We start from the raw sequence: 25146 nt of genomic DNA, 5'->3' as shown, positions 1-25146 counted from the left end.
ATGGGCTGGACTGGCACCATGGGGAGTCGGAGGCTGTGAGGATCGATGGCTGAGACGAGCGAGGTGCCAACCGGTGCGCGCAGTGACGGCGCGCTCGCGCGCGGCGGCGATGCCGTGAGCACGCACGACCAGCGCGAGCCGTGGGCGCGGTTCGCGTGGGTGCTGGGCGCGGTGTGGGTCGTGTTCATGCTGTTCCCGATCAGCGCGGCGTGGGAGGCAGCGGTCTCCGAGCCGCAGCGTCTGATCGCCACGGGGCTGCTGATCGTCTACGCACTCACCTACATCGTCGTGTACATGTGGATGATCCGGTCGGAGAGCTGGGCCATCGCGAGTCGGCGCGGGTACATCGGGCTCGCGGTGATGGTGGCGCTGATGGCGGCAGCCGCAGTGCTCGTCGGGCCGGGAGCGCTCGGGGCCGGGGCGTTCCTGATCTCGATCGCGATGTTCTCCGGTACGCCCAGGCGGGCGATCCTGCTGGCCGTCACGCTGCTGCTCGCGCAGCACCTCCTGCTGACCGTCGTCCTCGCACTCACTCCAGATGGTTTCATCGAGTACGCCGTGCTGTACGTGCCTCCGGCGATCGTGTTCATCTTCACCGGCGTCATCCGGCTGATCAACGCGGCGCAGGAGCAGCACGAGGTCGTGGAACGGCAGACGGCGCTCGTCGCAGAGCGTGAGCGCGTGGCCCGCGACGTGCACGATGTGCTCGGCCACAGCCTGACCATCGTGACCGTCAAATCCGAGCTGGCGGAACGGCTGGTCGACATCGATCCTGAGCGTGCGAAGGCCGAGCTCGCGCAGATCCGGAGTCTGTCGCGCGAGGCGCTCGCCGAGGTGCGTGCGACGGTCTCCGGGCTGAGGGTCGCGCGCCTGGGCGACGAGCTGGCGGCGGCAGACGAGGCGCTGCGCGCTGCCGGAATCGAACCGGATCTCCCGACGGAGGCTGACGCGGTCGACCCCAGGTACCGCATCGTGGTGGCATGGGTGCTGCGCGAGGCGATCACGAACGTCGTCAGGCACTCGCACGCGCGACACTGCACCGTGCGGCTGCATGCCGACGGCATCGTGATCGATGACGATGGGCAGGGCATCCCGCCGGAGGTCGTCGCCGGGGGCATGCGCGGTCTCAGAGAACGCGTCGAAGTCGCAGGTGCCAGTCTCGAAGTGGGCGATGCGTACGACAGCGGTGCCGGGGACGGTCCTGGCACGCGCGTGGAGGTGCACTGGTGATCCGAATCCTTCTGGCGGACGACCAGGCCCTCGTGCGCGGTGCGCTCGCCGCGCTGCTGGGCCTCGAACCCGACATCGAGGTCGCTGCCCAGGTGAGTCGAGGCGATGAGGTGATCGACGCCGCGCGTGAGGCGGACGTCGACGTGTGCCTGCTCGACGTGGAGATGCCGGGCGCCGACGGAATCGAAGCGACGGCCGCACTGCGAACCGCGCTTCCGCACATCCGGAGCATCATCGTCACCACGTTCGGACGGCCGGGCTATGTCCGCAGGGCACTGGAAGCGGGCGCTGGCGGCTTCGTCGTGAAGGACACCCCATCGGGGGAGCTCGCGGAGGCGGTGAGGCGGGTGCACGCCGGTGAGCGGGTGATCGATCCTGCGCTGGCGACCGAGTCGCTGCTCGACGGGGCGAATCCGCTGACCGATCGCGAGCGGGACGTGCTTCTCGCTTCGGTCGACGGGGCACCCGTCGCTCAGGTGGCGGCTGCGGTGCACCTGTCGGCCGGCACAGTGCGCAACTATGCCAGCGCGGCGATCGCGAAGACAGGGGCGGCCACCCGCGTGGAGGCCGCCCGCATCGCCCGCGACCGCGGCTGGCTGTAGTCGCGGTCGCGGGCGGGTGCGCTATGCGGCGTTCGCCGAGCGCGGGGCGCCGATGCCGGGGTCGATCTGCGTCGGGCCGCTCGCCGACGGGCTCACGTCGAAGTCGAAGATCGCCGTCGGAATGTACACGGTCGAGCACGAGTTCGGGATGTCGACGACGCCGGACAGGCGCCCCTCGATCGGTGCGGCCCCGAGCAGCAGGTAGGCCTGCTCGGGGTTGTAGCCGAACTTGGTGAGATAGTCGATCGCGTGCAGGCAGGCCCGCTGGTACGACAGGTGCGAGTCGAGGTACCGCTGCTCACCGTCGAGCGTGACGGAGGTTCCGGAGAACGCGATCCACTCGCTGAAGCGCGGGTCGACGCGGCCCGGCATGAAGATGGCGTTCTCGGTGACGCCGTAGAGCTCCATCCCGTTCGGGATGACGTCGACGTGCAGGTCGATGAACCCGCCCATCTCGATCGCGCCGCAGAACGTGATCTCGCCGTCGCCCTGCGAGAAGTGCAGGTCGCCGAGCGACAGGTTCGCGCCGTCGACGAAGACGGGATAGAACACGCGCGTTCCCTTCGACAGGTTCTTGATGTCCTGGTTGCCGCCGTTCTCGCGCGGGGGAGCGGTGCGGGCGGCCTCGCCGGCGACGCGGTCGTGTTCGGTGCCGGTGAGGGAGCCGAGCAGAGCGCTGATCGGCTGCGGAGGCAGCGCCAGCGGCGGAACACGGTCGGGATCGGTGGCGATCAGGTCGCCCTCCCGCTTGTTCCACTTCGCCAGCAGCTCCGCAGACGGTGCCGTGCCCATCAGGCCGGGGTGGATGAGGCCTTCGAACGAGACGCCCGGAACGTGGCGGGACGAGGCGACCTGGCCATGGAAGTCCCAGATCGCCTTGTACGCGTCGGGGAACTGCTCTGTCAGGAAGCCGCCGCCGTTGTTGCGGGAGAAGATGCCGGTGCAGCCCCAGCCCTGACCGGCGAGCGGGCCGGAATCCTCGCCGGGGATCGGCCCGACGTCGAGGATGTCGACGATGAGCAGGTCGCCAGGCTTCGTCAGCGACGCGCGGACTTGCGGGCGAAGAGCCATCCGCCCCATGCGACGGCGACGATCAGGATGCCGACGCACCACACCAGCGACCACATCGGCTGCATTGCGGGGTCCGAGCTCATCAGCGCGCCCCGGATCGTGTCGCTCACGGGTGTGGCCGGCTGGAACTCGGCCACGGGGCGAAGCCAATCAGGGAGCGTGTTCAGCTGCACGAACCCGCTGGACAGATAGGGCAGGAACAGCAGGATGAACCCGTATCCGGTGGCCGCTTCCGGTGAACCGGCCGCCAGGCCGATCGCGGCGAACAAGTAGGTGATCGCGAGGATCCACAGCGCGATGATGCCGAACGCGGCGAGCCATCCGCCCAGTCCGGCCTCGGGCCGGAAGCCGATCGCCAGCGCGACGAGGATGACCACGGCCGTGGCGAGCAGGTTGCGGATCAGGCTCGCCACCACGTGCCCTGTCAGCACAGCGCTCGCTCTGACCGGCATCGTCCGGAACCTGTCGATGATGCCCCGGCGCATGTCGTTGGCCACGAATGTCGCCGTCGTTGCGGCGCCGAATCCAGCGCACGTCAGAATCGTGCCGGGCACCACGAAGTTCACATAGCCGCCCGTCGGGTCGATGGCGCCGCCGAAGACGTAGGTGAACAGCAGCATCAGCATCACGGGAAGCAGAATCGACATCAGCACCGATTCGGCGTCGCGGAACGAATGCCTCATGGCGCGGCCGATGAACACGAGCTCTGCAGTGAGGCCTGGCGGTCGGTGCCGGATGGAGATCGCCGGTGCGGTCTCGCGGACGGCTTCAGTGGTGAGAGAGGTCATGCGGTCGGCTCCTTCGTGAGGTCGCTGTGGGTGTCGGCGTTGCTGCGGCCTGCGGAGCGTGCATCCGGATCCGTCAGCGCGAGGAAGACGTCGTCGAGCGTGGGCCGGCGCAGGGAGACCGCGGCGTCGGCGAGGTTCGTGTCGGCGGTCGAGTCATCGAGTTCTTCGAGGGCGCGTCGTACGCCCGAGGCCGTGCCGTCGGTCGACAGCTTCTGCAACAGGACGCCGTCGTCGCCGTGGAGCTCGATAGTGGCGCCGCCGACGCGCTGCTTCAGCTCGCGAGCCGTGCCCAGCGCGACGATCGCTCCGTCCGAGAGCACGGCGATCCGGTCGGCGAGTTCGTCGGCCTCCTCGAGGTACTGCGTGGTGAGGAACACGGTGGTGCCGTTCGCGGCGAAAGAGGAGATCATGCCCCACAGCTCGCGACGGCTGCGTGTGTCGAGCCCTGTCGTCGGCTCATCGAGGAACAGCACCTCGGGCTGAACGACGAGGCTCAACGCGAGGTCGAGGCGACGGCGCATGCCGCCGGAGAACGTGGCGACGCGACGTCGAGCGGCATCAGTGAGGCCGAAGTCGACGAGGAGTTCGTCCGCGCGAGCATGGGCTGCGCCGCGGCCGAGGCCGGACAGGCGGCAGAACATGACGAGGTTCTCGTGCGCGCCGAGCGCCTCGTCGACCGCGGCCGACTGCCCAGTCAGCGCGATGCGCGCTCTGACGGCGTCCGGCGAGCGGAGCACGTCGCAGCCGGCGACGAAGGCTGTCCCCGAGTCGGGCTGCGCCAGCGTCGTCAGCACGTTGATCATGGTGGTCTTGCCCGCGCCGTTGGGGCCGAGCAGGGCGAAGATCTCTCCGGGCGCGACGCGCAGGTCGATCCCGTCGAGCACGGTGTGCGGCCCGAAGCCCTTGCGCAGGCCGTGCACATCGATGACGGCGGTCATGAGGATCCTTTCGTTCTGTGTATGCATGAAACTGTTTATGACGGTAACACACTGTTTATAACGTACACAACGTAGGATTCTGAGTATGGATGATTCCGAACCCGTCGAGCTCCCGCGCGGCATCGCGCTCGCGTGGGGCGTGGCAGCGAATCCGCAGCGCGGTCCGAAGCGCGAGATGAGTGTGGAGCGCATCGTCGAGACGGCGGTGGAGCTCGCCGATGCGGAGGGGCTCGGCGCGGTGTCGATGGCCGCGGTGGCCAAGCGGCTCGGGTTCACTCCGATGTCGCTGTACCGCTACGTCAGCGCCAAGGATGATCTCCTGCTGCTGATGCAGGAGGAGGCGACAGGGCCCCCGTCCGGCGACTTTCGCGAGGTCGATGGCTGGCGGGAGAAGCTCCTCGTGCTGTTCCGCGAACAGGTCGGGGTGTTCATCCGGCATCCGTGGCTGCTGTCGCTGCCGATCAGCGGCTCGCCGGTCACGCCGAACGGCTCGTTGTGGGTCGAGGCAGGGCTGACCGCGCTCGAGGGGCTTCCCTTCGAGAGCGACGAGCGCATCGCGATCGTCCTCGCCGTCAGCGGGAGCGCGCGCTGGAACGGCATGGTGGTCGCGGGGTACTCGGATCAGGAGCGGCGCACGGGGCTGTCGGCGCAGGAGATCGCCGAGCGGGAGAGCGCATTGTTCGACGCGGTCATCTCGGCTGACGAATACCCGCGCCTGCGTGCCGCGATCGACGCGGGCGTCTTCGTGTCGGAGCACGATCCGTTCCGCTTCGGGGTCGACAGGCTGCTCGACGGCGTCTCCGCGTACCTCGCCGGCCGCGAGAGCGGTGCTCCGGCCGCGCTCGTTCCCGAATGGGCGGAGCCGGATGATGCGGACGTCGCCGACGACAAGCGCTATCGAACTGCGGTGAAGGCCACGGCTGAGGCGGAGAAGGGCGTGCGTCAGGCGGAGAAGCTGCTGCGCCAGGCGCGCAAGCAGCAACGGCTGGCGCTGCGCGAGGCACGGGAGCGTGCGACGCCGTAGGGCTCGAGGAAGATAACGGTTCGTGATTCACGCTGGTCACTCGGGTTTACATGAGCCGTATTCTGCCCCTAGAGTGAGTGGTTAGATCCCGGGGAGGAATCACTTCAACATGGCTGAGTTGCCCGACGTGCGTTTTCTCACGGTCGCTGAGGTCGCCGACATCATGCGCGTCTCCAAGATGACCGTGTACCGTCTCGTGCACTCAGGCGATCTCCCCGCCGTGCGCTTCGGCCGCAGCTACCGCGTTCCCGAGTCGGCGGTCACTGCCGCTCTCGAATCCCCGCTCGACAACCGCGACAACCTCGCCGGCTGACCCGCACGCGCTCGGCCTCGCACTCCGTTGCCGAGATGCGCACTTCTCGCCGAAATGCACCGTTCTCGACGCGGATTCGTCGAGAACGCGCGCGGTTCGGGATGTGAGCATCCGGATGCGATCGAGCTCGATCTGTGCGGGAACTGCGTCGCACATTCGTGTGCCTGACCGTCCGGTGACAAGTGTGGCGGGTGGATGCGCTAGGATCGTCCGAGGCACTTTTACCTGCCGTGCCCGTTCCCGGACGTCGGCACCTGATGGGTGCCGAGCGTCCAGCCCCTAGACATAGCGAGGTTTCCGTGGGTTCAGTCATCAAGAAGCGCCGCAAGCGCATGGCGAAGAAGAAGCACCGCAAACTGCTTCGTAAGACTCGCCACCAGCGTCGCAACAAGAAGTAACTGCGACGAGTCCAATCACGCCGGTGCCCGTTCGGGCCCGGCGTTTTTGGTGCGCGCGCGTCCGCCTCCGCGTCCGCCTTTTCTTCATTTCTGGCACATCTCCGGGTGGGTGCAGCACCGGAGATGTGCCAGAAATGAAGAGTTGTGCGGGTGCGCGCGCTATGCCGTGGTGAGGATCCGGTGCGTGGTGCGGGCGGCGAAGCGGAGCGCATCGACGGGAACGCGCTCGTCCGCGGCGTGGAACTGGCCGTACACGTCGAAGTCGTCCGGCACGCGCAGCGGGACGAAGCCGTAGCCGCGCACCCCCAGCTTCGCGAAGTGCTTGTTGTCGGTCGACGCGGGCAGCAGGTACGGCACGACCACGCCATCCGGATCCTCCTCGACCAGTGCGCGCGAGATCGTTCCGACGAATTCCGCGTCGATAGGCGAGGAGATCGGCGAGATCGAGATGTCCCAGTCGAGGTCGATGTCCTCGCCGGCGAGGCGGAGGAGCTCGGCGCGCAGCTCGTCCTCGCTGCCAGGCAGTGCCCGCACGTCGAGCTGCGCGTGCGCTGCGGCCGGGATCACGTTGAACTTGCCGCCTGCTCGCAGCACCGTCGGGGCGGCGGTCTGCCGCGCCGAAGCCTGGATCAGTCGGCCGGTGAAGCCGAGTTCGTCGAGCTGAGCGTCGAGGCCATCGTCGGTGAACTGGGCGCCTCGGGCCTCGCCGACGACCCGCAGGAATGCGTCGAGTGCCTGTGTGCGCACGACGGGGAAGCGGTGCTCGCCGATGCGCGCGGCGGCGCCGGCGAGTCGCGTGACGGCGTCGGTGGGCCGCGGCCTCGAGCCGTGACCCGCTTCGCCGTGAGCGGTCAGCCCCACGTGACCCACGCCCTTCTCCGCTGTCGCGAGCAGGTACGCGCGCCGGTCGGGCAGGATCGGCACGGAGAAGCCGCCGACCTCGCTGATCGCATCGCCTGCGCCGTCGAACAGCTCCGGCCGGTTCTCCACGAGCCACTTCGCACCCCAGGTGCCTCCCGCCTCCTCATCGGCGAGGAAGGCGAAGATGAGATCACGCCGGGGCAGTGTGCCTGCGCGAGCGAGGTCGCGCGCGATCGCGAGGATGACGCCGGCGAAGTTCTTCATATCGACAGCGCCGCGACCGTAGAGCATGCCGTCGTGGATCTCCGCGCCGAACGGCGGATGGGTCCAGTTCTCGGCGTCGACGGGAACCACGTCGAGATGGGCGTGCACGATGAGGGCCTCGGCATCCGGATCGCTGCCAAGCATACGTGCGACGACGCTTCCCCGTCCGGGGACCGGTTCGACGAAAGTCGTGGCGATCCCGACCTCCTCGAGCTTCGCCTGCACGAACCGCGCCGCCCGCGTCTCGCCGTCGCCGATCGTGGCCGGGTCGCCCGTGTTGACCGAATCGATCCGGATCAGCTCCCTGACGAAATCGACGGCCTCGTCCTCAACCGAAGTGCGCATCCTTCCACCGTAGAGGCACGCGCGGGCACGGCTTCCCCGCCGGGATGAGTATGACCGTTCGGGTTTCGCCCGGAATCGGTGGAATCGTACTCGTCTCGCCCGGTTGTACTCGTCTCGGGCATCGCGCGCGGGGTGGGCCAGCGCGGACCACGAGATGCGCCGTTGCGGTTCGTCTGATCGACCACAACGGCGCATCTCGGCGATATCGGCGCATCTCGGCAGCGGGGTGCCGAATGTTTCGAGGCTGTAAGGATTGCGGGCGCGCGTAGGCGAGAGCGGTAGTTTCAGGTCATGAACGAGGCGGAGAGCGGCGTGCGGGAGGCACCGGATGCACCAGGGCCGACGCTGCGGGGCGGTAGAGCACGCGCGGGGCGCGCCGTGGTCGCCGGGCTCGTGTCGGTCATCGCCGCGGCCGGGGTCGGCGAGCTGCTCGCCGCGCTGTTCGCCAGTGAGGCGAGCCCGTTCGGCGCGATCGGAGCCGTCGCCGTCGACCTCGCGCCGGCGTGGGCGAAGGATCTCGCGATCGCGCTGTTCTACACCAACGACAAGAACGCGCTCCTCGTCGGCATCGCGATCGTACTGCTCCTGGTCGGCGCGGCGGCGGGCCTCGTCGAGCGACGCGTACCCTTCCTCGGCCGATCGATCGTCGCGCTCCTCGGTGCCGCGGGCATCGCGGCTGCGGCCACTCGCGTGAACGCTCCGGAACTGTTCTGGGCGCCGTCGCTCGTCGCCGGCGCGCTCGCCTTCGTGACACTCGGGCTGCTTCTGCCGCCCCATCAGGCAGGCGAGACGGGCGACCCGCTCTCGCGCCGAGGCTTCCTGATCGGCAGCGCCGCAGCCACCCTCCTCGGTGTGATCGGCACGGCGGTGGCCACGGGGGTCCGGGCGGGCGGCCAAGCCGTGAAGGCGCTGCGCGACGCGGTCACGCTCCCGGCGGCGCAGGCGACGGCCACGATCCCGGATGCCGCTGAGCTGAACATCGACGGGCTCGCCAGAGTCGTCACGCCCAATGCCGACTTCTACCGCATCGACACGGCGATCGTGGTTCCGGAGGTCGACCCGGCCACGTGGTCGCTGCGCATCCACGGCCTCGTCGAGAACGAGATCACCATCACCTGGGACGAGCTTCTCGCCCTGCCGCTCTCCGAAAGCGTCGTCACGCTCTCCTGCGTGTCGAACCAGGTCGGCGGATCGCTCGTCGGCAACGCCGTGTGGCTGGGCCATCCCATCCGGGAGCTGCTCGCGCGTGCGGTGCCGCTGCCCGAGGCGGACATGGTGCTCTCGCGCTCGCACGACGGGTTCACCGCGGGCACGCCGCTCGAGGCGCTCACCGACGACCGCGACGCGCTGCTGGCGGTGGGGATGAACGGCGAGCCGCTGCCTCTGGAGCACGGCTTCCCCGTCCGGATGGTCGTGCCTGGCCTGTACGGCTACGTGTCGGCGACGAAGTGGGTCGTCGAGCTCGAGGTGACGCGCTTCGACAGCGCTCGCGCCTACTGGACGGACCGCGGCTGGTCGGAGCGCGGCCCGATCAAACTGCAGTCCCGCATCGACGTGCCGCGCCAGCGCGATGTCGCCGTGGGTGAGCAGGTCGTCGCCGGAGTCGCCTGGCAGCCGCATACCGGAGTAGCCGGAGTCGAGGTGCAGATCGACGACGGGCCGTGGCAGTCCGCGTCGCTTGCGACCGCGATCTCCGACGACACGTGGGTGCAGTGGTCGCTGCCGTGGACGGCCGAACCCGGAAACCACACCATCCGCTGCCGAGCCACGAGCACCGACGGCGAACGCCAGACCGACGCGGTCGCCCCGCCCGCACCCGACGGTGCGAGCGGCTGGCACAGCGTCGTGGTGCAGGCGAGCTGAGGGCCTTCGGCGCGCTCGCCTGACGCCAGATGTCGGTCACGCGGCGCTCAATCAACATCTGGCGTCAGGTGAGCGGCCCAGCTGTGAGAATCGTCCTATGGGCGCGTTTGAGGAGCTGATCGAGGAGGGACGGGCTGCCGATGTCACCGGATGGGACTTCTCCTGGTTGAACGGCCGAGCTGCCGAGGAACGGCCGGGGTGGGGCTACGCACGTCTGCTCGCCGAACGTCTGCGGAGCGCTTCGGCGTCGCTGGACATCCAGACCGGCGGGGGAGAGGTGCTCGCCGAGGCCGAGAGCTTCCCGCCGGTCGCCGTTGCGACCGAGTCGTGGCCGCCGAACGTCGCGCACGCCACGCGGCTGCTGCATCCGCGCGGAGTCGCGATCGTCGCCGACCCGGATGAGCCGCCGCTGCCTTTCGCCGACGGCGCCTTCGACCTGGTCACCAGCAGGCACCCTGCGACGATCTGGTGGGAGGAGATCGCGCGCGTGCTCCAGACGGACGGCACCTACTTCGCCCAGCATGTCGGTCCCGCCAGTGCGTTCGAACTGATCGAGTTCTTCCTGGGTCCGCAGCCGGAGGCGCGGCAGGGTCGTCGACCCGAGGTCGAGGCCGCCGCAGCACAGGCGGCAGGACTGGAGATCATCGACCTGCGCACCGCGACGCTGCGCATCGAGATCCGCGACATCGCCGCCGTGGTCTACCTGCTGCGCAAGGTGATCTGGTGGGTGCCGGGGTTCACCGTCGACGCGCATCTCGATCGCCTGCGCGACCTGCACCGACGCATCGAGGCCGACGGCCCCTTCATCGCCCACTCCACGCGCCACCTCATCGAGGCGAGGAAGCCGGCTTCCGGCGCGCTCACCTGACGCCACATGCTCCTCGCGCGCCTTGTGACCAACATCCGGCGTCAGGTGAGCGGTTCACCGGCGGGCAGCACCACGGTCATCCGGAAGCCGTCGTCGAGGTTCTCGGCGCCGACTTCGCCGCCGTGCGCCTCGACGATGCCGCGCACGATCGCGAGGCCGAGGCCGGCTCCCGCGGCCTCCTGCTCCGCGGAACGGGCCGTGTTCGCACGCCAGCCGACGTCGAACATCCGGCCGAGGTCCTCGCTGGACACGCCACTGCCATGGTCGAGCACGCTCACGACCAGTCGCTCGTCTCCGAGCGTGTGTGCCGAGACGACGATCTCCGACCTTGCGGGAGCATGCCGCACGCCGTTGGCGAGCAGGTTCCCGATCGCGCGGGTCAGCTCGCGCGGGTCCGCCCAGACCAGATGCGAATCGATGCCGCTCTGACGGATCCGGATGCCGCGCTCGGCCGCGGTGGCCTGCACATCGACGACGGCATCGGAGACGAGATCGAGCAGCACGACCGCCTCACGACTGAGCCGCATCGTGCCGCTTTCGAGCTTGGAGAGCTGGAACAGGTCGTCGACCATCCGGTTCACGGTGTCGACCCTGCTCCGGATGATCCGCACGGACTCGACCGGATCGTCGACCATGCCGTCCTCGAGTGCCTCGGTGACCGCCCGGATGCCCGCCAGGGGCGTGCGCAGGTCGTGCGAGATCCAGGCGAAGAACTGCCGCCTGGATGCGTCGAGGTTCGCGATCTCCTCGCGCGCGGCTGCCAGCCGCTCCGACGTGTCGGCGAGCTGGGCAGACACGTCGTCGAACTCCCGCCATCCTGGCCGGGCGTCGTTCACCACGGCACCATCGCCGACGCGTTGCGCCTTCTCGATCAGCGCGGCGCTGGACGCCTTCGCGGTGCGCCGGATGATGAACCAGGCGGCCGTCAGACTGACGACGGCCGACATCCCGATCACCCAGACCAGCACGGCAAGATCGTGCGTGGAGAAGAACATCTCGGCGACGATCGCGACGGTCGAACCCACGATCGCGAGGATCGCCGCCGCCACCACGATCGTGAACTGCGAGGCGATCGAGCCGCGGCGGTTCACGCGCAGCGCGACCAGCGCGAGCGCCATCACCAGCACGGTGCACGCGAGGGTCGTCAGCGCGATGGTGACGTAGTCGCCTGGCGCGAGCATCATCTCGTCCACGATGCACCTCCCGTGTCGTTCCAATGTGGCGGCCGACGCGGGGCCGGATGATCCGGACCGCTCGTGTCGCCGGATTCCATCGGAGCCAACGCCTGCTCTCCGACATCCGGGTCCCGCTCGTCCTGGGCGTTCGGTCCCTCGCCGCCGTCGTTATCCGGCGTCGCATCGCCGCGCGGCGCGAAGCGGTAGCCCCTGCCCCACTCCGTGCGCAGGAACGCGGGGAAGCGCGGGTCGGGCTCGATCTTCTCGCGCAGTCGGCGAACGTGCACGGTCACCGTCGCGGCATCGCCAGCGCTCCACTGCCACACGTCCCGCAGGATCTCGTCGCGGGTGAGCGGACGATCGGGATGGCGGGCGAGATAGAGGAACAGCTCGTACTCGCGCGTGGTGAGGGCGAGCTCGCGCCCCGAGATCCAGACGCGGCGGTGGGCGGGATCGACGCGGAAGTCGCCCGCCGTGAACACGGCGACGGGATCGGCGGCGCTGCGGCGGCGCAGCAGCGCCTGCACACGCAGCTGCAGCTCGCGCATGGCGAAGGGCTTGGCGAGGTAGTCGTCAGCGCCGTGCTCGAGCCCGTCGATGCGGTCGTCGACAGCACCGAGGGCGGTGAGCATCAGGACGGGCAGATCGGATCGGGCGCGCACATCGCGGGTGATCTCGTCACCGCTGAGGCCCGGCAGCATCCGGTCGACGACGATCGCGTCCGGCAGCTCCTGAGCGAGGGCGCGCTGCGCGCTGAGGCCGTCGGAGTACAGCGAGACATCGAGCCCGGATGCCCGCAGATAGTCGCCGACGACGGTGCGCACCGTCGGGTCGTCCTCGACGACCATGACCCGTGGTGCGCTCTCCATGATCTGAGGCTAGTCCCCGCGTCCGGTCGGGCACCGGTTCCTTACGGGTCTGAAAGAAGTGGGGTCGCTGCTCGCTCCAGTTGGTTCTCTGAGGGGAACGAGCTGCGAGTCGCAGCGAAACGAGAGGAGTGATCCGGATGCGCAAGACGGTCATGATGGGAACGGCACTGCTCGGACTCTCCGTGCTGCTGGCGGCCTGCGTCGGCGCCGATGAGTCGATGGACGACGAGGAGATGGGCGGCACTCCGTCCAGCGAACAGATGGATGAGGAGTCGATGGACTCCGGCGACGAGACGGATGACGAGTCGATGGACGACGAATCCATGGATGAGCCGATGGGCGAGGCGCGCAGCGGAGCATTCGCCGGCGACATGATGGTGGCAGGCTCCGTGGCAGTCGCGGACGGCGAGGTGGTGGTCACGGACTTCTCGGCTGACGGCGAGGGTCTGCACCTGTACCTGGCGGAGGGCGACGACCAGATGGCCGCAGAGGCCGGTCTCGATCTCGGCGAGCTCACCGGCGACGCCGAGCAGACCTTCGAGGTCATGGACGACGCCGCTGACTTCACCCACGTCGTGGTGTACGAGCCCATGGAGGGCGAGGTCCAGGCAGTCGCCGAGCTGATGTAGATCTCCTCTGAGCGCTCCGGTGTTCGGCGGGGCCTGCGACCGTCGATCGACCTCGAATCGCGATCTCACGTCGATTTCCAGCACCGGAGCGGCGTTTGGGGAGGACAATGGTGGCATGCAGGAGATCACGGTTGCCGAACTGAAGGCGCGCGAGAACACACCCCTCATCGACGTGCGGGAGGAGCATGAGTTCGCCGCGGGGCGCGTGCCCGGCGCGATCAACGTGCCGATGTCGCAGATCCCGCAGCGATTCGACGAGCTGCCGCAGGAATTCGACGTCATCTGCCACCTGGGCGGGCGCTCCGCCCAGGTGGCACAGGCGCTCGAGCCGCACGGCTACGAGGCGACGAACGTCGCCGGCGGCACGGACGCGTGGATCTCCGCCGGCTACGAGGTCGAGAGGTGACCGACATCACGATCATCAGCAAACCGGACTGCCACCTCTGCGATGTGGCTCGGGACGTCGTCGAGCACACCATCGCCGACCTGCCTGACGCAGTCGCCGACGGGATCGCCGTCACGGAGCGTTCGATTCTCGACGATGACGAGCTGTACGCACGGTGGTGGGAGAAGATCCCCGTCGTACTGATCGACGGCGAGCTGCACGGGCACTGGCGCGTGTCGCCGGAGCGGTTGCGCGCCGCGCTCACCGGCTGACGAGCGCCGCACGTACGATGGGTGAATCCGCCGCCCCCAGAGTTCCGGAGGAACCCCATGATCCGTCACCTCGCGCTGTTCACGGTCATCGACGAGAAGCAGGCCGAGAAGGATGCACTGATCGCGGAGGCGGCAGTGAGGCTCGCTCCGCTTGTGGGGCAGGTGCCGGGACTGCGGTCGATAGCGGTGCACACGGATGAGCTGGGGGAGGGCAACTACGACTTCACCATCATCGCCGACTTGGACGACCTCGACGCCGTGAAGGTCTACGCCACCCATCCCGCCCACGTCGAGGCCGCGTCGTTCATCGGGACGTTCCGCGGCCAGCGAGCCGTCGTCGACTACGAGATCTGAGACGCCCGCGAACGCACCGATTGCGGCGTCGACCTCAGCCACCCCTGCGGCGGACCTCACGGGAGGGGACTGCCGAATGTCGCAGGCTCGTCCTACTCTGTGATCATGACAGACGAGGCGGTCGATCCGGGCGGAGCGGACCGACGCACAGACGACGCGGCGAGCGAGGAATCACCTGAGCCGCCGCCCGGCGGTATGCGCACGTTCCTGCACATTCTGCTGAACACTGCGCTCGCCAACGTGACGACGAGCTTCCTCTGGTTCGCGCTGACGTTCTGGGTCTACCTCGAGACGAAATCCGTTCTGGCGACCGGTGTGATCGGCGGCGCATACATGCTGCTCGTCGCCGTGTTCAGCATGTTCTTCGGCACGCTCGTCGATCGGTTCCGCAAGCACACGGTCATGCTGTGGGCCACGGCAGGCACGTTCGTGGTGTTCTCCGTCACCGGTGCGATGTACCTCACGCTTCCCGAGGCCGCCCTGCTCGATCTGACCGCACCGTGGTTCTGGTTGTTCGCCACGATCATGCTCACCGGCGCGGTCGTGGAGCAGCTGCGCAACATCGCGCTGTCCACGACAGTGTCACTGCTCGTGCCCGGCCCGCGACGGGCGAACGCGAACGGCCTGGTCGGCACAGCGCAGGGACTGGCATTCATCGTCACCAGTGCGCTGAGCGGGCTCGCGATCGGCTTCATCGGGATGGGCTTCACGATTCTGATCGCCGTGGTGTTCATCGGGCTGACGCTCGTCCACCTGATGCTGCTGCGCATTCCGGAGCCCGTCATCGTGCACGGCGAGGGCGGCACCAGGCTGGTGGACATCCGGGGCGGCTGGCGTGCCGTCCGCTCCGCACCAGGCTTGGTCGCGCTCGTGCTGTTCACGACACTGAACAACCTCGTCGGCGGCGTCTACATGGCGCTGATGGACCCGTACGGGCTCGAGGTGTTCGGCGGCGCGAAGCTGTGGGGCATCGCGCTCGCGATCGCGTCGACCGGCTTCCTCATCGGCGGTGCGCTGGTGGCGAAGTTCGGGCTCGGGCGCAATCCGATTCGCACCATGCTCGCGCTGGCCGCGCTCGTCGGCGTGCTCGGCGGCACCTTCGCGCTGCGGGAATGGTGGTGGCTGTACGGCGTGGGCATCCTGTTGTTCATGGTGACGATGCCCGCGATCGAGGCGGCCGAGCAGACCGTCATCCAGCGAGTCGTGCCGTTCCGTCAGCAGGGGCGCGTGTTCGGCTTCGCGATGACCTTCGAGGCAGCGGCGGCTCCGGTCACCGCCTTCCTGATCTCCCCGCTCGCCGAGTTCTGGGTCATTCCCTACATGCGCACTGACGCCGGTCACGGCACGTGGGGCTGGCTGCTCGGAGACGGCACGGTGCGCGGCATCGCCCTGGTGTTCCTCTTCACCGGGCTGGTCGCCGTCGTACTCGCGCTCGCCGCATTCATGACGAAGCAGTACCGGATGCTCTCGGCCCAGTACGCCGAGGTCGCGGCCGCCGACAAGGCCGCCGACGAAGGGAGCTGAACCGCGCCGCGACCCGGACCGGGCGGCTGGCCGCGTGCGCCGTCGCGCGGACGACCGCGCGAGTGCCTACGAAACACGCGAGTGCCTACGCTGTTGCATAGGCACTCGCGAAGAACGTAGGCAGTCGCGGAGGCGCCGCCGGCGTCGAGGGCTACTCGTCGTCGTCGTCGGGGTCGGCGTCGACGCCGGCTTCGGCGCGCTGGGCCGCGGTGATCGGGGCGGGAGCAGCGGTGAGCGGGTCGAAGCCGTTGCCGGTCTTCGGGAACGCGATCACCTCACGGATCGAGTCGGCGCCGGCGAGCAGGGAGACGACTCGATCCCAGCCGAGCGCGATGCCGCCGTGCGGCGGGGCGCCGAACGCGAACGCGTCGAGCAGGAAGCCGAACTTCTCCTGCGCCTCGGCCTCGCCGATGCCCATCACATCGAAGACGCGCTCCTGGATGTCGCGGCGGTGGATGCGGATGGAGCCGCCGCCGATCTCGTTGCCGTTGCAGACGAGGTCGTACGCGTAGGCGAGCGCCTCTCCCGGGTCGGTGTCGAACGTGTCGAGGTACTCCGGCTTGGGCGATGTGAACGCGTGATGCACAGCCGTCCACGCCGAGTGACCGAGGTCGACGTCGTCGTCCTCACCCGTGGGCTTGAACATCGGTGCGTCGACGACCCACACGAAGGCCCAGTCGCCTTCCGCGATCTGCCCCGTGCGGTGAGCGATCTCGACGCGGGCGGCGCCGAGCAGCGCGCGCGCGTCGCCTGTCGAGCCTGCGGCGAAGAAGACCGCGTCGCCCGGCTGCGCGCCGGTGACCTCGGCGAGGCCCTCCCGCTCCGCATCCGAGAGGTTCTTGGCGACGGGTCCGCCCAGCGTGCCGTCCTCGGCGACCGTGACGTAGGCCAGACCCTTGGCTCCGCGTGAGCGCGCCCAGTCCTGCCACGCGTCGAACTGGCGACGGGGCAGCGAAGCGCCGCCCGGCATCACCACGGATCCGACGTATTCCGATTGGAAGACCCGGAACGGGGTGTCGGAGAAGTACTCCCGCAGCTCGACGATCGCGTTGCCGAACCGCAGGTCGGGCTTGTCCGAACCGTACAGGCGCATCGCGTCGGCGAACGTGATCCGTTCGATCGGAGTCGGAATCTCCACGTCGATCAGCTGCCACAGCGCCGTGGCGAGCTGCTCGCCGAGCGCGATGACGTCCTCCTGGTCGACGAAGCTCATCTCGATGTCGAGCTGCGTGAACTCCGGCTGCCTGTCGGCGCGGAAGTCCTCGTCGCGGTAGCTGCGGGCCAGCTGGTAGTAGCGCTCCATGCCGGCCACCATGAGCAGCTGCTTGAACAGCTGAGGCGACTGCGGCAGGGCATACCACGATCCAGGGTTCAAACGTGCGGGAACCACGAAGTCGCGGGCGCCCTCCGGGGTGGAGCGAGTCAGAGTCGGGGTCTCGATCTCGACGAAGTCGTGCTCGTCGAGCACGCGCCGAGCGGCCTGGTTGGCCTTGGAGCGGAGTCGCATGGCCGCCGCGGGGCCGGGGCGGCGCAGGTCGAGGTAGCGGTGCTTCAGGCGTGCCTCTTCGCCGACCGTCTCCTGGCCGTCGAGCGCGGTCGAGACCTGGAAGGGAAGCGGCGCAGACTCGTTGAGCACCTCGACGTCGGTGGCGATGACCTCGATGTCGCCGGTGGGCAGGTTGGAGTTCGCGTTGCCGTCGGGGCGGGCCGAGACCTCACCTGTGACCTTGAGTACGAACTCGCTGCGCAGCGGGTGCGCGACTTCTTCGTCCCGGATGACCACCTGGGCGATGCCCGACGCGTCGCGAAGGTCGATGAAGGCGACGCCGCCGTGATCGCGTCGGCGATCCACCCACCCCGAAAGGGTGACGGTCTGGCCGATGTGCGAGGCCCTGAGCGAGCCGGCGTCATGAGTGCGGAGCACGGATGTTCCTCCTGGTAAGAACGGGATCGCACCAGTCTATCCTCGGGCCTGGTGCGCCGAGCACTCCCGCGGCCGTGCTCGCTGCGGCCCGAACTGCGGCGCTGACCGCGTGCGCGCGCCTCGGCATCCGGCGCATCCCGCCGTTCTCTCGGGTGCGCTCGATACCCTCGTTGTCGACGTGCGGACCGTCCGGTGCCGTGCGCCCGAGTCGAGACTGAGGCTGATGACTGCACACACCACGCTGACCCGTCCAGCGAAGCCGGTTCACACTCCCATCAACATCGTCCGGGGTTTCCTGGTCGGACTGGCCGAACTCGTGCCAGGCGTCTCCGGCGGCACGATCGCGCTGGTGCTCGGAGTGTACGAGCGGGCGCTGCTGTCGGTCACCGCGCTGGGCCGCGCTGTGAAGGTGCTGGTGCGCGGCCCTTCGCGTGCTGAGGGCTTCCGCACGAACATGCGCGAGGTGGAGTGGTGGCTCGTCGTTCCAGCGCTCGCCGGTATGGCGGCCGCGGTGCTGTTCGCCGCAGGCCCCGTCTCCGCGCTGGTCGAGGCACACCCCGAGAACGCGCGCGGACTCTTCTTCGGCCTCGTCGCGGTGAGCCTGGTGGTCCCCATCCGGATGCTCCCCGCGGGCGGCGGGGGAGCGAGCCGCATCGTCATCGGCGCACTCGCGGTCGTCGTCTCCGCGGTCGTCTCGTTCGTGCTCGTCGGGTTCGCCTCCAACTCCGACATCGAACACCCGCAGTGGTGGTTCGTGCTGCTCGCCGCGGCCGTCGCGGTCTGCGCGCTGGTCGTCCCCGGTGTCTCTGGTTCGTTCTTCCTGCTCGCGGTCGGCCTGTACCACCCGACGCTCGAGGCCGTCGACGGCCGAGACCTCGGGTACATCGGCGTGTTCGCGCTCGGCGCCGTGATCGGCCTGCTCACCGTCGTGCGGGGAATCACGTATCTGCTGTCCACGCACCGGTTCGGCACGCTGCTGGTGATGCTCGGTCTGATGCTCGGTTCGCTGCGTGCACTGTGGCCGTGGCAGGGAGGACCGGGCGGCGCCGACGGCCACGGAACGCTGTTGGCTCCGACCGATCCGGCCGGCCCGATTCTGTGGGCTGTGTTCGGTGCGGTGCTCGTCGGAGCGCTGATCATCGCGGAGTCCGTGGCCGGACGTCGAGCACGCTGACACCGGCCGTCGGGATATCCCCACCGACGATTGACCGGCCCGCCCCGATGTGCGCCGGCCTCCGGATCCATACCTTAGATGTATGACCACGACATCCGTGCCCACCGGGGCCACCCATCCGGTGACGCCTCCCCAGGCCTCGGCGGCGCCCGCCGCGGCCTCACAGCCGAATAGGCGCTCGATCGCCGGCCCGCTGACAGTGCTGCAGGCGATCTGCCACATGGCTCTGCTGGCGGGCTACGGCCTGGCCGTCTTCATCTCGTTGGCTACCCTGCTCGGCACCGGTGTCGGCCTTGCGATCATCATCGTCGGCTTCGCGCTGCTGCTCGCGTTCGTCTACCTGCTCTACGGTGCGGCGTTCATCGAGACCGCACGCGTCGAGGGGCTGTACCGCTTCGGCCTTCCGACGCTGCTGCCGCGGCGTTCGCCGAAGCGCGGCTTCCCCGGGTTCCTGCACACCGTGTGGCTCCAGTTCATCGACGGCGGCACCTGGAGGGCCATCGCGCACCTCGCCATCGGCACTGTGCTCGGCTACGTGGTGTGGTCATTCGCGATGACCTTCGTGTATGCCACGACTGCGGCATTCGCCCCGCTCTGGGGCGGCGAGGTGCGGGTGTTCGGCTTCCACTTCGATGTGCCGCTCGGCTCCCTCGCCGCTGCGATCATCGCCGTGGTCAGCCTCGCAGCGCTGTACGGGGTGGCGCTGCTGCACGGTGCGATGTCGCGCGTGATCGTCGCGCCGATGCGTGAGGCGCAGCTGGCGGCGCAGGCGCGCGAGGCGTCCTACCGCGCCGAGCAGGCAACGGCCCAGGCGTACAGCGCAGCCAGCCAGCGCGCCGACGCGATCCGTGCGGGGGAGCTGGAGCGCACCCGCATCGAGCGCGACCTGCACGACGGCGTGCAGCCCAGGCTGGTCTCCGTCGGCATGACCCTCGGGCTCGCGCAGAACAAGATCGACTCGGACCCGGATCAGGCGAAGGGCCTCGTCGCGGAGGCTCATACCTCCACGAAGGCGGCGATCACGGAACTGCGCCAGCTGGCCAGAGGAATCCACGCATCCGTGCTCGATGACCGCGGCCTCGACGCCGCGCTCTCGGCGCTCGCCGGTCGCTCGCACATCCCGGTGCATCTCGACGTGCGGGTGGAGGGCGATCCGGGCCGCGACGAGCAGGCCGCGATGTACTTCGCGATCGCGGAGAGCCTGACCAATGCGGCTAAGCACTCCCGCGCAACCGAAAGTCGCGTGATCGTCCGTTCGCGTCCGGATGTCGGGCAGCTGTGGGCGAGGATCGAAGACAACGGCGTGGGCGGTGCCCGCATCGTTCCGGGCGGGGGCCTGGATGGAATCCGCAGCCGGATCACGGCGCTGGGCGGAACCGCGCGGCTGGAGAGCCCCAACGGGGGACCGACATCGCTGGAAGTGAGCGTGCCATGCGCATTCTGATCGTCGAAGACTCCGTGCTCCTCCGGGAGGGTCTCACACGGCTGCTCGCCGACGCGGGCCACGAGGTCGTCGCCGCGCTGCCGGACGCGACGGACGTCACCTCGGCGGTCGCCCGTACGGTGCCCGACCTGTGCATCGTCGACGTCCGCCTCCCTCCGACGTTCCGCGATGAGGGCATCCGGGCGGCTCTCGAACTGCGTCGGCGCGACGCGAACCTTGCCGTGCTGGTCTTCTCGCAGTACGTCGAGGAGCAGTACGCGAGTGACCTGATCGCGCAGCAGGGCGGGGCCGTCGGATACCTGCTCAAGGACAGGGTCACCGATGTGGCCGAGTTCCTCGAGTCGATCGACCGGATCGCTGAAGGAGCGACCGTGCTCGACCCGGAGGTCGTGGCGCAGCTGCTGACCAGGCGTTCGCGCGACGAGAAGATGCAGCGCCTCACCGAGCGCGAGCGCACGGTGCTCTCGCTGATCGCGGAGGGCAAGAACAACGCGGGCATCTCGAAGGTGCTGTTCATCAGCGCAGGAGCCGTCGAGAAGCACATCACATCGATCTTCCAGAAACTCGACCTGGATCAGGACGACCAGGGCAACCGCCGCGTGCTGGCGGTGCTCGCACACATCGAGGCGATGGGGGAACCGACCCCCGCGGCACCGCAGGCACCACGCGCCGGAGAACCGCACCAGACGGGAACGAACTCATGACGAATCTCACCCCACCGCCGGCCGACGGCGGAGAACTGCAGAACACCGGACCGGTCGGCGGAGCTCCCGGATCGAACACAGCGGGCCAGGAAACCCAGGGAGCAGCGGGACAGCCCGCTGGAACCTGGCAGTCGGCGGGTGCCGGCGGGCCGGTGCCGCCTGACGCCCCGGCAGGACCGGGTCAGACGGCCGGAGCGGGAGCTCCTGAGCCCGGGCAGAGCGACGCAGCGCGCCTCGGTACGCGAGCGGTTGCGATCACCGCGACCGTGATCGGGGCGGCTTCGCTGCTGTTCGCGGGAACCGGTGCCGCCTTCAGCGCCGTGAACGAGACGCTGTACGTGGCGCAGACCCAGGACCAGGGCGCCGACGGAGTGATTTCGCTCGACGCGAGTGCGGCGGGCGTCACCGATGTCGACATCGACCACTCCTTCGGCAGTATGCGGGTGCGTTTCGACGACGTCACCCGTGCCGAGCTGGAAGCCACCGGAATGAACTCCGAATGGCGCCTCGAGCGCGAGGGCGACACCCTCACGGTGCGTCGGAACGTCGACGGCCTCGGCTGGGGCGACTGGAGCTGGTTCGGCTCGGGCTGGGGCGACGACCGCCGTGCCACGCTGACGCTGCCTGACAGCATCGCCGGGACCGATCTCGACATCACAACCGGTGCGGGAGAAGTGCTGGCCGAGGGCGAGTTCGGCGAAGTGTCCTTCGACATGGGCGCGGGCTCGATCGAGATCGAGGGCACGGCGGACACCGTTGAGGGCGAGATCGGTGCGGGGCAGGCCATCCTGGAGCTTGCCGACGTGCGCCGACTCGGGGTCGACGTCTCGGCAGGGGATCTGCATGCGAGCCTGACGGGAGAAGCGCCGGAGGTCGTGCGCCTCGAGGTGAGCGCGGGTGGTGCGGATGTCACACTTCCCGACGTGCCGTACGACGTGCGGCAGGAGGCGTCCGCCGGAGATATCGATACGCACAATCTGGAGATCGCGAGCCGGTCGGAGAACCTCATCGACGCGCGAGTGTCCGCCGGCGGGATCAACCTCCGCGCGGACTGAGGGCCGGGGTCCGACCCCGCCGTCGGGATGCGCCGCCGTGGTCCGTGAGGATGACCACGGCGGCGCGTTTCGGCGGGAGATGCGCGGTTCGCGGGGCGGACGCAGAGCTCGAAGCTAGGTCGTGTCTGATAATTCGTCGGCTACTGCGCTGGGCGCTGTGCTCGGCGCTTCGCGCCTTCGACGCTCAATCGCTCGTCACGAAAATGCGAGCATTCTCGCTCCTCGCTCAATCGCGTGCACCGGCTCGCGTCGTTCTCGTCGGTCGACGATGGCTCCGCATCGCCTCCCTCCTCGGCCTAGCGATCCAGCACACATCGCCCGGGGCCCACGCCGCCCCGAGAGGCTCCGCGCGATGCGAAGCAGCGCGTGGAGGGGCGGTGGGGACTCGCAACGCCGCGAATTATCAGACACTCCCTAGCCGTTGCGAGCGCGGCGAGCAGTGCGAACCCCCGCGGCGATGAGGCGCCAGCCCACCAGGAGGGCCAGCAGGGTCAGCGTCGCGACGATGACGAACGCCATGGCGGTGCCGCCACCCGTCGCGGCGCGCAGCAGCAGGCCGCCGACGACCGTGACGGCCCACACCGGCAGGCCCGTGCGCACCGGCCCCGACGGTGCCCGCCACGCGAGCGAGACGACCCAGCCGACCACGAGCGCCGCGAGGAACGGCCACGCCACCTCGGCGAGACCGGCGGCCGAGAACCCGCCGTGGTGCTGCATCATGCCGACGGCGGCGAAGGCGGCCACGGCGACGGCGTCTCCGACGAACGCGAGAAGCTTCATGCTCCGAGCGTAGGAGACGAGCTCTGATCATCCGGACCATACACTGGGGCAGGTGACGGCGAAGCGACTCCATCTCGTGCGGCACGGCGAGGTGCACAACCCCGACCGGGTCCTGTACGAACGGATCCCCGGCTACGGGCTCAGCGACGACGGGCGCCGGATGGCTCAGGCCGCCGCTGACCACGTCGCCGGTCTCGGCCGGGAGGTGACCGCACTGGTGCGCTCGCCGCTGCAGCGCACCGCGGAGTCCGCCGAGCCCTTCGAGCGTGCGTTCGGCCTCACGGCGACACCGGATGAGCGGGTCATCGAGCCGTGGAACGCCTTCGCCGGCAAGGTCATGCGCACCGCAGTGCTCAACCCGCTCAACTGGCCCAAGCTCATCCGGCCGTCCGTGCCCAGCTGGGGTGAGCCGTACCGGCAGATCGCCGAGCGGATGCGCGAGGCGCTCGACGATCTGTGGCTGAACACGCCGGACGGCGATGCCGTGATCGTCTCGCACCAGGCGCCGATCTGGATCACTCATCTCGCCACCGCAGGCGAGAAGCTGCCGCACGACCCGCGCACCCGCCGGTGCGCGCTGTCGAGCGTGACGTCGTTCGAGCGCGGCCGCAGGACCTGGCACGAGGTCGACTACGCCGAGCCCGCAGCCACCAGCGGCGCCGTCGACGTGGGCGCGGTCTGACTGACCTTCCGCGGCCCGAGTCCTTCACCGCGCGTCCGGCGACACGATCGCCGTCGATCAGGCACGCTCCGCCCGCGCATGCGCGCAGCATCCCGGGCGCGCAGCATCCTCGCCGGTCCGGATGAGCGCTGTGCATCGACGAGCGGACTCACCGGGCACCCAGGTCGCACCGAACCTGCACTCGTAGGATGGCGGCGTGACTCGTCGCCCCCGGATTGCCGCCGTCGCGGCTGTGCTCGTCGCCGGCACCGTACTCGCCGGGTGCTCCTCGGACCCGGTCGCCGATCAGTACCTCAGCGGCGAGAACAAGGGGTACATCGCCAGCGACTTCCGCGTCGAGGAGATCCCGAGCGACCAGCGCGGTGAGCGGGTCGAGTGGGAGGGCGAGACCGAGCACGGCGATGAGCTTTCCAGTGCGGATACCGCCGGAGACGTCACTGTCGTCAACTTCTGGTACGCCGAGTGCGGGCCGTGCATCGCGGAGGCACCGGATCTCGAACAGGTCTGGCAGGACTACCAGGACGAAGACGTGCAGTTCGTCGGCGTCAACACCTACAACCAGGCGGCGACGGCCGCGAGCTTCGCGCGCGACAACGACGTCAGCTACCCGAGCATCATCGACGTGAACACCGGCGCGGTGAAGCTCGCCTTCGCAGCCGAGACGCCGATCCAGGCGACCCCCACGACGCTGGTCCTCGACCGGGAGGGCCGCATCGCCGCGCGCATCATCGGCCAGCTGAACGGTCCGAGCGTGCTCTCGACCCTCGTCGGCGACGCCCTCGAAGAGCGGTCGTAATGCACCGATCCGGATCGGAGGCCGCCTGATGGACGCGGGAGCACTCGTCTTCGACGGCGCGCTGTGGCTGGCGCTGCCCGTCGCGCTGCTGGCCGGAGTGCTGTCGTTCCTCTCGCCGTGCATCCTGCCGCTCGTCCCCGGCTACCTCGGCTTCATCGCCGGCACCGTCGCGCCGAAGAACCAGGTCTCGGTGCTGCCCAGCGACGGTGCCACCGATGCCCCATCACGGGGTCGGTTGGTCGGCGGGGTGCTGCTGTTCATCGCCGGCTTCACGCTCGTGTTCGTCACGGTGATCGTGCTCGGCGGAGTGGCCGGCGGTGCCATGAGCCAGTTCAACCTGCAGTACGGCGACCTCGTCACGCGCATCCTCGGCGTCGTCGTGATCGCACTCGGACTGGTGTTCCTCGGTCTGTTCGGCTTCGCACAGCGGATCGCACGGCCGCAGATCAAGGGCAACATCGGCCTCGTCGGTGCCCCGCTGCTCGGCATCGCGCTCGGCCTCGGCTGGGCCCCCTGCATCGGTCCGACGCTCGCGGCGATCTTCGCTGTCGCCTACAACACCGAAGACGGCCTGCGTGCCGGGCTGCTCGGCCTGGTCTACTCGCTCGGCCTCGGCATTCCGTTCGTGCTGCTCGCCCTCGGCTTCGGGTGGGCGTCGCGATCTGTCGGCTTCCTCCGCCGCCACGTGCGAGCGATCAACATCATCGGCGGCGCGCTCCTCGTCGCGCTCGGCGTACTGATGGTCAGCGGCGTGTGGACCATGCTCATGCTCCACCTGCAGGGGGTGTTCGCCAGTGTCCCGACCATCCTCTGA

At 69.0% G+C, this 25146-nt stretch carries 27 protein-coding genes; 19 read left to right on the top strand and 8 right to left on the bottom strand.

Annotated features, from left to right (window positions below; all coding sequences use genetic code 11):
* Positions 1-45: 45 nt before the first annotated feature.
* Entirely contained in the window at positions 46-1230 is a 1185-nt protein-coding gene (locus CIK77_RS14985; protein ID WP_087054929.1) for a sensor histidine kinase, read from the top strand.
* Positions 1227-1832, top strand: a complete 606-nt coding sequence (locus CIK77_RS14980) for a response regulator transcription factor (protein WP_212647485.1) — start codon at positions 1227-1229, stop codon at positions 1830-1832. The genes CIK77_RS14985 and CIK77_RS14980 overlap by 4 nt, the downstream gene beginning before the upstream one ends.
* Before the next feature lie 21 nt (positions 1833-1853).
* Here CIK77_RS14980 and fmdA read toward each other — a convergent pair whose 3' ends face one another.
* Genes fmdA through CIK77_RS14965 form a run of 3 tightly spaced genes read right to left on the bottom strand, consistent with a single transcriptional unit; the run spans position 1854 to position 4629 of the window.
* Complete coding sequence (gene fmdA / locus CIK77_RS14975; RefSeq protein WP_249268586.1) at positions 1854-2903, bottom strand: formamidase; 1050 nt, start codon at positions 2901-2903, stop codon at positions 1854-1856.
* Positions 2870-3691 (bottom strand): ABC transporter permease, encoded by an 822-nt coding sequence (locus CIK77_RS14970; RefSeq protein WP_087054932.1) that lies wholly within the window; start codon positions 3689-3691, stop codon positions 2870-2872. The genes fmdA and CIK77_RS14970 overlap by 34 nt, the downstream gene beginning before the upstream one ends.
* Positions 3688-4629 carry an ATP-binding cassette domain-containing protein gene (locus tag CIK77_RS14965; RefSeq protein ID WP_087054933.1) on the bottom strand — a complete coding sequence of 314 codons (942 nt, stop codon included), beginning with the start codon at positions 4627-4629 and terminating at the stop codon, positions 3688-3690. The genes CIK77_RS14970 and CIK77_RS14965 overlap by 4 nt, the downstream gene beginning before the upstream one ends.
* An 85-nt stretch (positions 4630-4714) precedes the next feature.
* Between CIK77_RS14965 and CIK77_RS14960 the strand changes: the two genes are divergently transcribed.
* From CIK77_RS14960 to CIK77_RS14950, 3 genes are all read left to right on the top strand, one after another.
* Positions 4715-5653, top strand: a complete 939-nt coding sequence (locus CIK77_RS14960; RefSeq protein ID WP_087054934.1) for a TetR/AcrR family transcriptional regulator — start codon at positions 4715-4717, stop codon at positions 5651-5653.
* A gap of 109 nt (positions 5654-5762) precedes the next feature.
* Positions 5763-5966 carry a helix-turn-helix domain-containing protein gene (locus tag CIK77_RS14955; protein WP_087054935.1) on the top strand — a complete coding sequence of 68 codons (204 nt, stop codon included), beginning with the start codon at positions 5763-5765 and terminating at the stop codon, positions 5964-5966.
* Between the two features lie 299 nt (positions 5967-6265).
* Positions 6266-6364, top strand: coding sequence for a 30S ribosomal protein bS22 (locus CIK77_RS14950; protein WP_003792170.1), 99 nt, complete (start codon positions 6266-6268; stop codon positions 6362-6364).
* Between the two features lie 159 nt (positions 6365-6523).
* Here the strand turns inward: CIK77_RS14950 and CIK77_RS14945 are convergent, their stop codons facing one another.
* Positions 6524-7834: a M20/M25/M40 family metallo-hydrolase gene (locus CIK77_RS14945; protein ID WP_087054936.1), complete on the bottom strand. Its 1311-nt coding sequence runs from the start codon at positions 7832-7834 to the stop codon at positions 6524-6526.
* Between the two features lie 291 nt (positions 7835-8125).
* Here CIK77_RS14945 and CIK77_RS14940 point away from each other — a divergent pair, with 291 nt between their 5' ends.
* Positions 8126-9697: a molybdopterin-dependent oxidoreductase gene (locus tag CIK77_RS14940; RefSeq protein WP_087054937.1), complete on the top strand. Its 1572-nt coding sequence runs from the start codon at positions 8126-8128 to the stop codon at positions 9695-9697.
* Between the two features lie 97 nt (positions 9698-9794).
* Entirely contained in the window at positions 9795-10565 is a 771-nt protein-coding gene (locus CIK77_RS14935) for a class I SAM-dependent methyltransferase (protein ID WP_087054938.1), read from the top strand.
* A gap of 41 nt (positions 10566-10606) precedes the next feature.
* Here the strand turns inward: CIK77_RS14935 and CIK77_RS14930 are convergent, their stop codons facing one another.
* On the bottom strand, positions 10607-11749 hold the full coding sequence (locus tag CIK77_RS14930) for a sensor histidine kinase (RefSeq protein WP_212647489.1): 1143 nt from the start codon (positions 11747-11749) through the stop codon (positions 10607-10609).
* Positions 11746-12609 (bottom strand): response regulator transcription factor, encoded by an 864-nt coding sequence (locus tag CIK77_RS14925; RefSeq protein WP_087054939.1) that lies wholly within the window; start codon positions 12607-12609, stop codon positions 11746-11748. Before CIK77_RS14925 ends, CIK77_RS14930 begins: the two co-directional genes overlap by 4 nt.
* A gap of 137 nt (positions 12610-12746) precedes the next feature.
* On the opposite strand from CIK77_RS14925, the gene CIK77_RS14920 reads away from it, so the two are divergent.
* From CIK77_RS14920 to CIK77_RS14900, 5 genes are all read left to right on the top strand, one after another.
* On the top strand, positions 12747-13238 hold the full coding sequence (locus CIK77_RS14920) for a hypothetical protein (protein WP_087054940.1): 492 nt from the start codon (positions 12747-12749) through the stop codon (positions 13236-13238).
* 115 nt (positions 13239-13353) lie between these two features.
* On the top strand, positions 13354-13644 hold the full coding sequence (locus CIK77_RS14915; protein WP_087054941.1) for a rhodanese-like domain-containing protein: 291 nt from the start codon (positions 13354-13356) through the stop codon (positions 13642-13644).
* The gene (locus tag CIK77_RS14910; protein ID WP_087054942.1) at positions 13641-13895 is read left to right on the top strand and encodes a glutaredoxin family protein; all 255 of its coding nucleotides are present in this window, start codon (positions 13641-13643) and stop codon (positions 13893-13895) included. Before CIK77_RS14915 ends, CIK77_RS14910 begins: the two co-directional genes overlap by 4 nt.
* A 57-nt stretch (positions 13896-13952) precedes the next feature.
* Positions 13953-14249, top strand: coding sequence for a Dabb family protein (locus tag CIK77_RS14905; RefSeq protein WP_087054943.1), 297 nt, complete (start codon positions 13953-13955; stop codon positions 14247-14249).
* A 105-nt stretch (positions 14250-14354) separates the two neighbouring features.
* Positions 14355-15773, top strand: coding sequence for an MFS transporter (locus CIK77_RS14900; RefSeq protein WP_442923151.1), 1419 nt, complete (start codon positions 14355-14357; stop codon positions 15771-15773).
* A gap of 151 nt (positions 15774-15924) precedes the next feature.
* On the opposite strand, the gene aspS is transcribed toward CIK77_RS14900, so the two are convergent.
* Positions 15925-17697, bottom strand: a complete 1773-nt coding sequence (aspS, locus tag CIK77_RS14895) for an aspartate--tRNA ligase (RefSeq protein WP_087054944.1) — start codon at positions 17695-17697, stop codon at positions 15925-15927.
* Positions 17698-17920: 223 nt separating this feature from the next.
* Here aspS and CIK77_RS14890 point away from each other — a divergent pair, with 223 nt between their 5' ends.
* The 4 genes from CIK77_RS14890 to CIK77_RS14875 all read left to right on the top strand — a co-directional run bounded on the left by CIK77_RS14890 (position 17921) and on the right by CIK77_RS14875 (position 22074).
* Positions 17921-18871, top strand: a complete 951-nt coding sequence (locus CIK77_RS14890; protein ID WP_087054945.1) for a DUF368 domain-containing protein — start codon at positions 17921-17923, stop codon at positions 18869-18871.
* A gap of 82 nt (positions 18872-18953) precedes the next feature.
* On the top strand, positions 18954-20315 hold the full coding sequence (locus CIK77_RS14885; protein ID WP_087054946.1) for a sensor histidine kinase: 1362 nt from the start codon (positions 18954-18956) through the stop codon (positions 20313-20315).
* The gene (locus tag CIK77_RS14880) at positions 20303-21019 is read left to right on the top strand and encodes a response regulator (RefSeq protein ID WP_087054947.1); all 717 of its coding nucleotides are present in this window, start codon (positions 20303-20305) and stop codon (positions 21017-21019) included. The genes CIK77_RS14885 and CIK77_RS14880 overlap by 13 nt, the downstream gene beginning before the upstream one ends.
* Entirely contained in the window at positions 21016-22074 is a 1059-nt protein-coding gene (locus CIK77_RS14875; protein WP_087054948.1) for a hypothetical protein, read from the top strand. The genes CIK77_RS14880 and CIK77_RS14875 overlap by 4 nt, the downstream gene beginning before the upstream one ends.
* A 414-nt stretch (positions 22075-22488) precedes the next feature.
* On the opposite strand, the gene CIK77_RS14870 is transcribed toward CIK77_RS14875, so the two are convergent.
* Positions 22489-22854 carry a DUF3054 domain-containing protein gene (locus CIK77_RS14870; protein ID WP_087054949.1) on the bottom strand — a complete coding sequence of 122 codons (366 nt, stop codon included), beginning with the start codon at positions 22852-22854 and terminating at the stop codon, positions 22489-22491.
* 52 nt (positions 22855-22906) lie between these two features.
* On the opposite strand from CIK77_RS14870, the gene CIK77_RS14865 reads away from it, so the two are divergent.
* From CIK77_RS14865 to CIK77_RS14855, 3 genes are all read left to right on the top strand, one after another.
* Positions 22907-23536 carry a histidine phosphatase family protein gene (locus CIK77_RS14865; protein WP_087054950.1) on the top strand — a complete coding sequence of 210 codons (630 nt, stop codon included), beginning with the start codon at positions 22907-22909 and terminating at the stop codon, positions 23534-23536.
* 196 nt (positions 23537-23732) lie between these two features.
* Positions 23733-24332: a TlpA family protein disulfide reductase gene (locus CIK77_RS14860; RefSeq protein WP_087054951.1), complete on the top strand. Its 600-nt coding sequence runs from the start codon at positions 23733-23735 to the stop codon at positions 24330-24332.
* A 28-nt stretch (positions 24333-24360) separates the two neighbouring features.
* Positions 24361-25146: a cytochrome c biogenesis CcdA family protein gene (locus CIK77_RS14855; protein ID WP_087054952.1), complete on the top strand. Its 786-nt coding sequence runs from the start codon at positions 24361-24363 to the stop codon at positions 25144-25146.

The organism is Microbacterium sp. JB110, from assembly GCF_003335195.1.
Classification (GTDB): Bacteria; Actinomycetota; Actinomycetes; order Actinomycetales; family Microbacteriaceae; genus Microbacterium.
The sequence above is the reverse complement of the archived record's forward strand: the minus strand, read 5'-3'. Positions and strand labels throughout refer to the sequence as shown.

Excerpts from the sequence above, each read along its gene's own strand:
- CIK77_RS14930 (WP_212647489.1), bottom strand. The coding sequence starts at position 11,749 with ATGATGCTCGCGCCAGGCGACTACGTCACCATCGCGCTGACGACCCTC.
- CIK77_RS14960 (WP_087054934.1), top strand. The coding sequence starts at position 4,715 with ATGGATGATTCCGAACCCGTCGAGCTCCCGCGCGGCATCGCGCTCGCG.
- CIK77_RS14905 (WP_087054943.1), top strand. The coding sequence starts at position 13,953 with ATGATCCGTCACCTCGCGCTGTTCACGGTCATCGACGAGAAGCAGGCC.
- CIK77_RS14985 (WP_087054929.1), top strand. The coding sequence starts at position 46 with ATGGCTGAGACGAGCGAGGTGCCAACCGGTGCGCGCAGTGACGGCGCG.
- CIK77_RS14935 (WP_087054938.1), top strand. The coding sequence starts at position 9,795 with ATGGGCGCGTTTGAGGAGCTGATCGAGGAGGGACGGGCTGCCGATGTC.
- CIK77_RS14945 (WP_087054936.1), bottom strand. The coding sequence starts at position 7,834 with ATGCGCACTTCGGTTGAGGACGAGGCCGTCGATTTCGTCAGGGAGCTG.
- CIK77_RS14970 (WP_087054932.1), bottom strand. The coding sequence starts at position 3,691 with ATGACCTCTCTCACCACTGAAGCCGTCCGCGAGACCGCACCGGCGATC.
- CIK77_RS14920 (WP_087054940.1), top strand. The coding sequence starts at position 12,747 with ATGCGCAAGACGGTCATGATGGGAACGGCACTGCTCGGACTCTCCGTG.
- CIK77_RS14855 (WP_087054952.1), top strand. The coding sequence starts at position 24,361 with ATGGACGCGGGAGCACTCGTCTTCGACGGCGCGCTGTGGCTGGCGCTG.
- fmdA (WP_249268586.1), bottom strand. The coding sequence starts at position 2,903 with ATGGCTCTTCGCCCGCAAGTCCGCGCGTCGCTGACGAAGCCTGGCGAC.
- CIK77_RS14925 (WP_087054939.1), bottom strand. The coding sequence starts at position 12,609 with ATGGAGAGCGCACCACGGGTCATGGTCGTCGAGGACGACCCGACGGTG.
- CIK77_RS14885 (WP_087054946.1), top strand. The coding sequence starts at position 18,954 with ATGACCACGACATCCGTGCCCACCGGGGCCACCCATCCGGTGACGCCT.
- CIK77_RS14955 (WP_087054935.1), top strand. The coding sequence starts at position 5,763 with ATGGCTGAGTTGCCCGACGTGCGTTTTCTCACGGTCGCTGAGGTCGCC.
- CIK77_RS14965 (WP_087054933.1), bottom strand. The coding sequence starts at position 4,629 with ATGACCGCCGTCATCGATGTGCACGGCCTGCGCAAGGGCTTCGGGCCG.
- CIK77_RS14900 (WP_442923151.1), top strand. The coding sequence starts at position 14,355 with ATGACAGACGAGGCGGTCGATCCGGGCGGAGCGGACCGACGCACAGAC.
- CIK77_RS14880 (WP_087054947.1), top strand. The coding sequence starts at position 20,303 with ATGCGCATTCTGATCGTCGAAGACTCCGTGCTCCTCCGGGAGGGTCTC.
- CIK77_RS14915 (WP_087054941.1), top strand. The coding sequence starts at position 13,354 with ATGCAGGAGATCACGGTTGCCGAACTGAAGGCGCGCGAGAACACACCC.
- CIK77_RS14890 (WP_087054945.1), top strand. The coding sequence starts at position 17,921 with ATGACTGCACACACCACGCTGACCCGTCCAGCGAAGCCGGTTCACACT.
- CIK77_RS14870 (WP_087054949.1), bottom strand. The coding sequence starts at position 22,854 with ATGAAGCTTCTCGCGTTCGTCGGAGACGCCGTCGCCGTGGCCGCCTTC.
- CIK77_RS14875 (WP_087054948.1), top strand. The coding sequence starts at position 21,016 with ATGACGAATCTCACCCCACCGCCGGCCGACGGCGGAGAACTGCAGAAC.
- CIK77_RS14940 (WP_087054937.1), top strand. The coding sequence starts at position 8,126 with ATGAACGAGGCGGAGAGCGGCGTGCGGGAGGCACCGGATGCACCAGGG.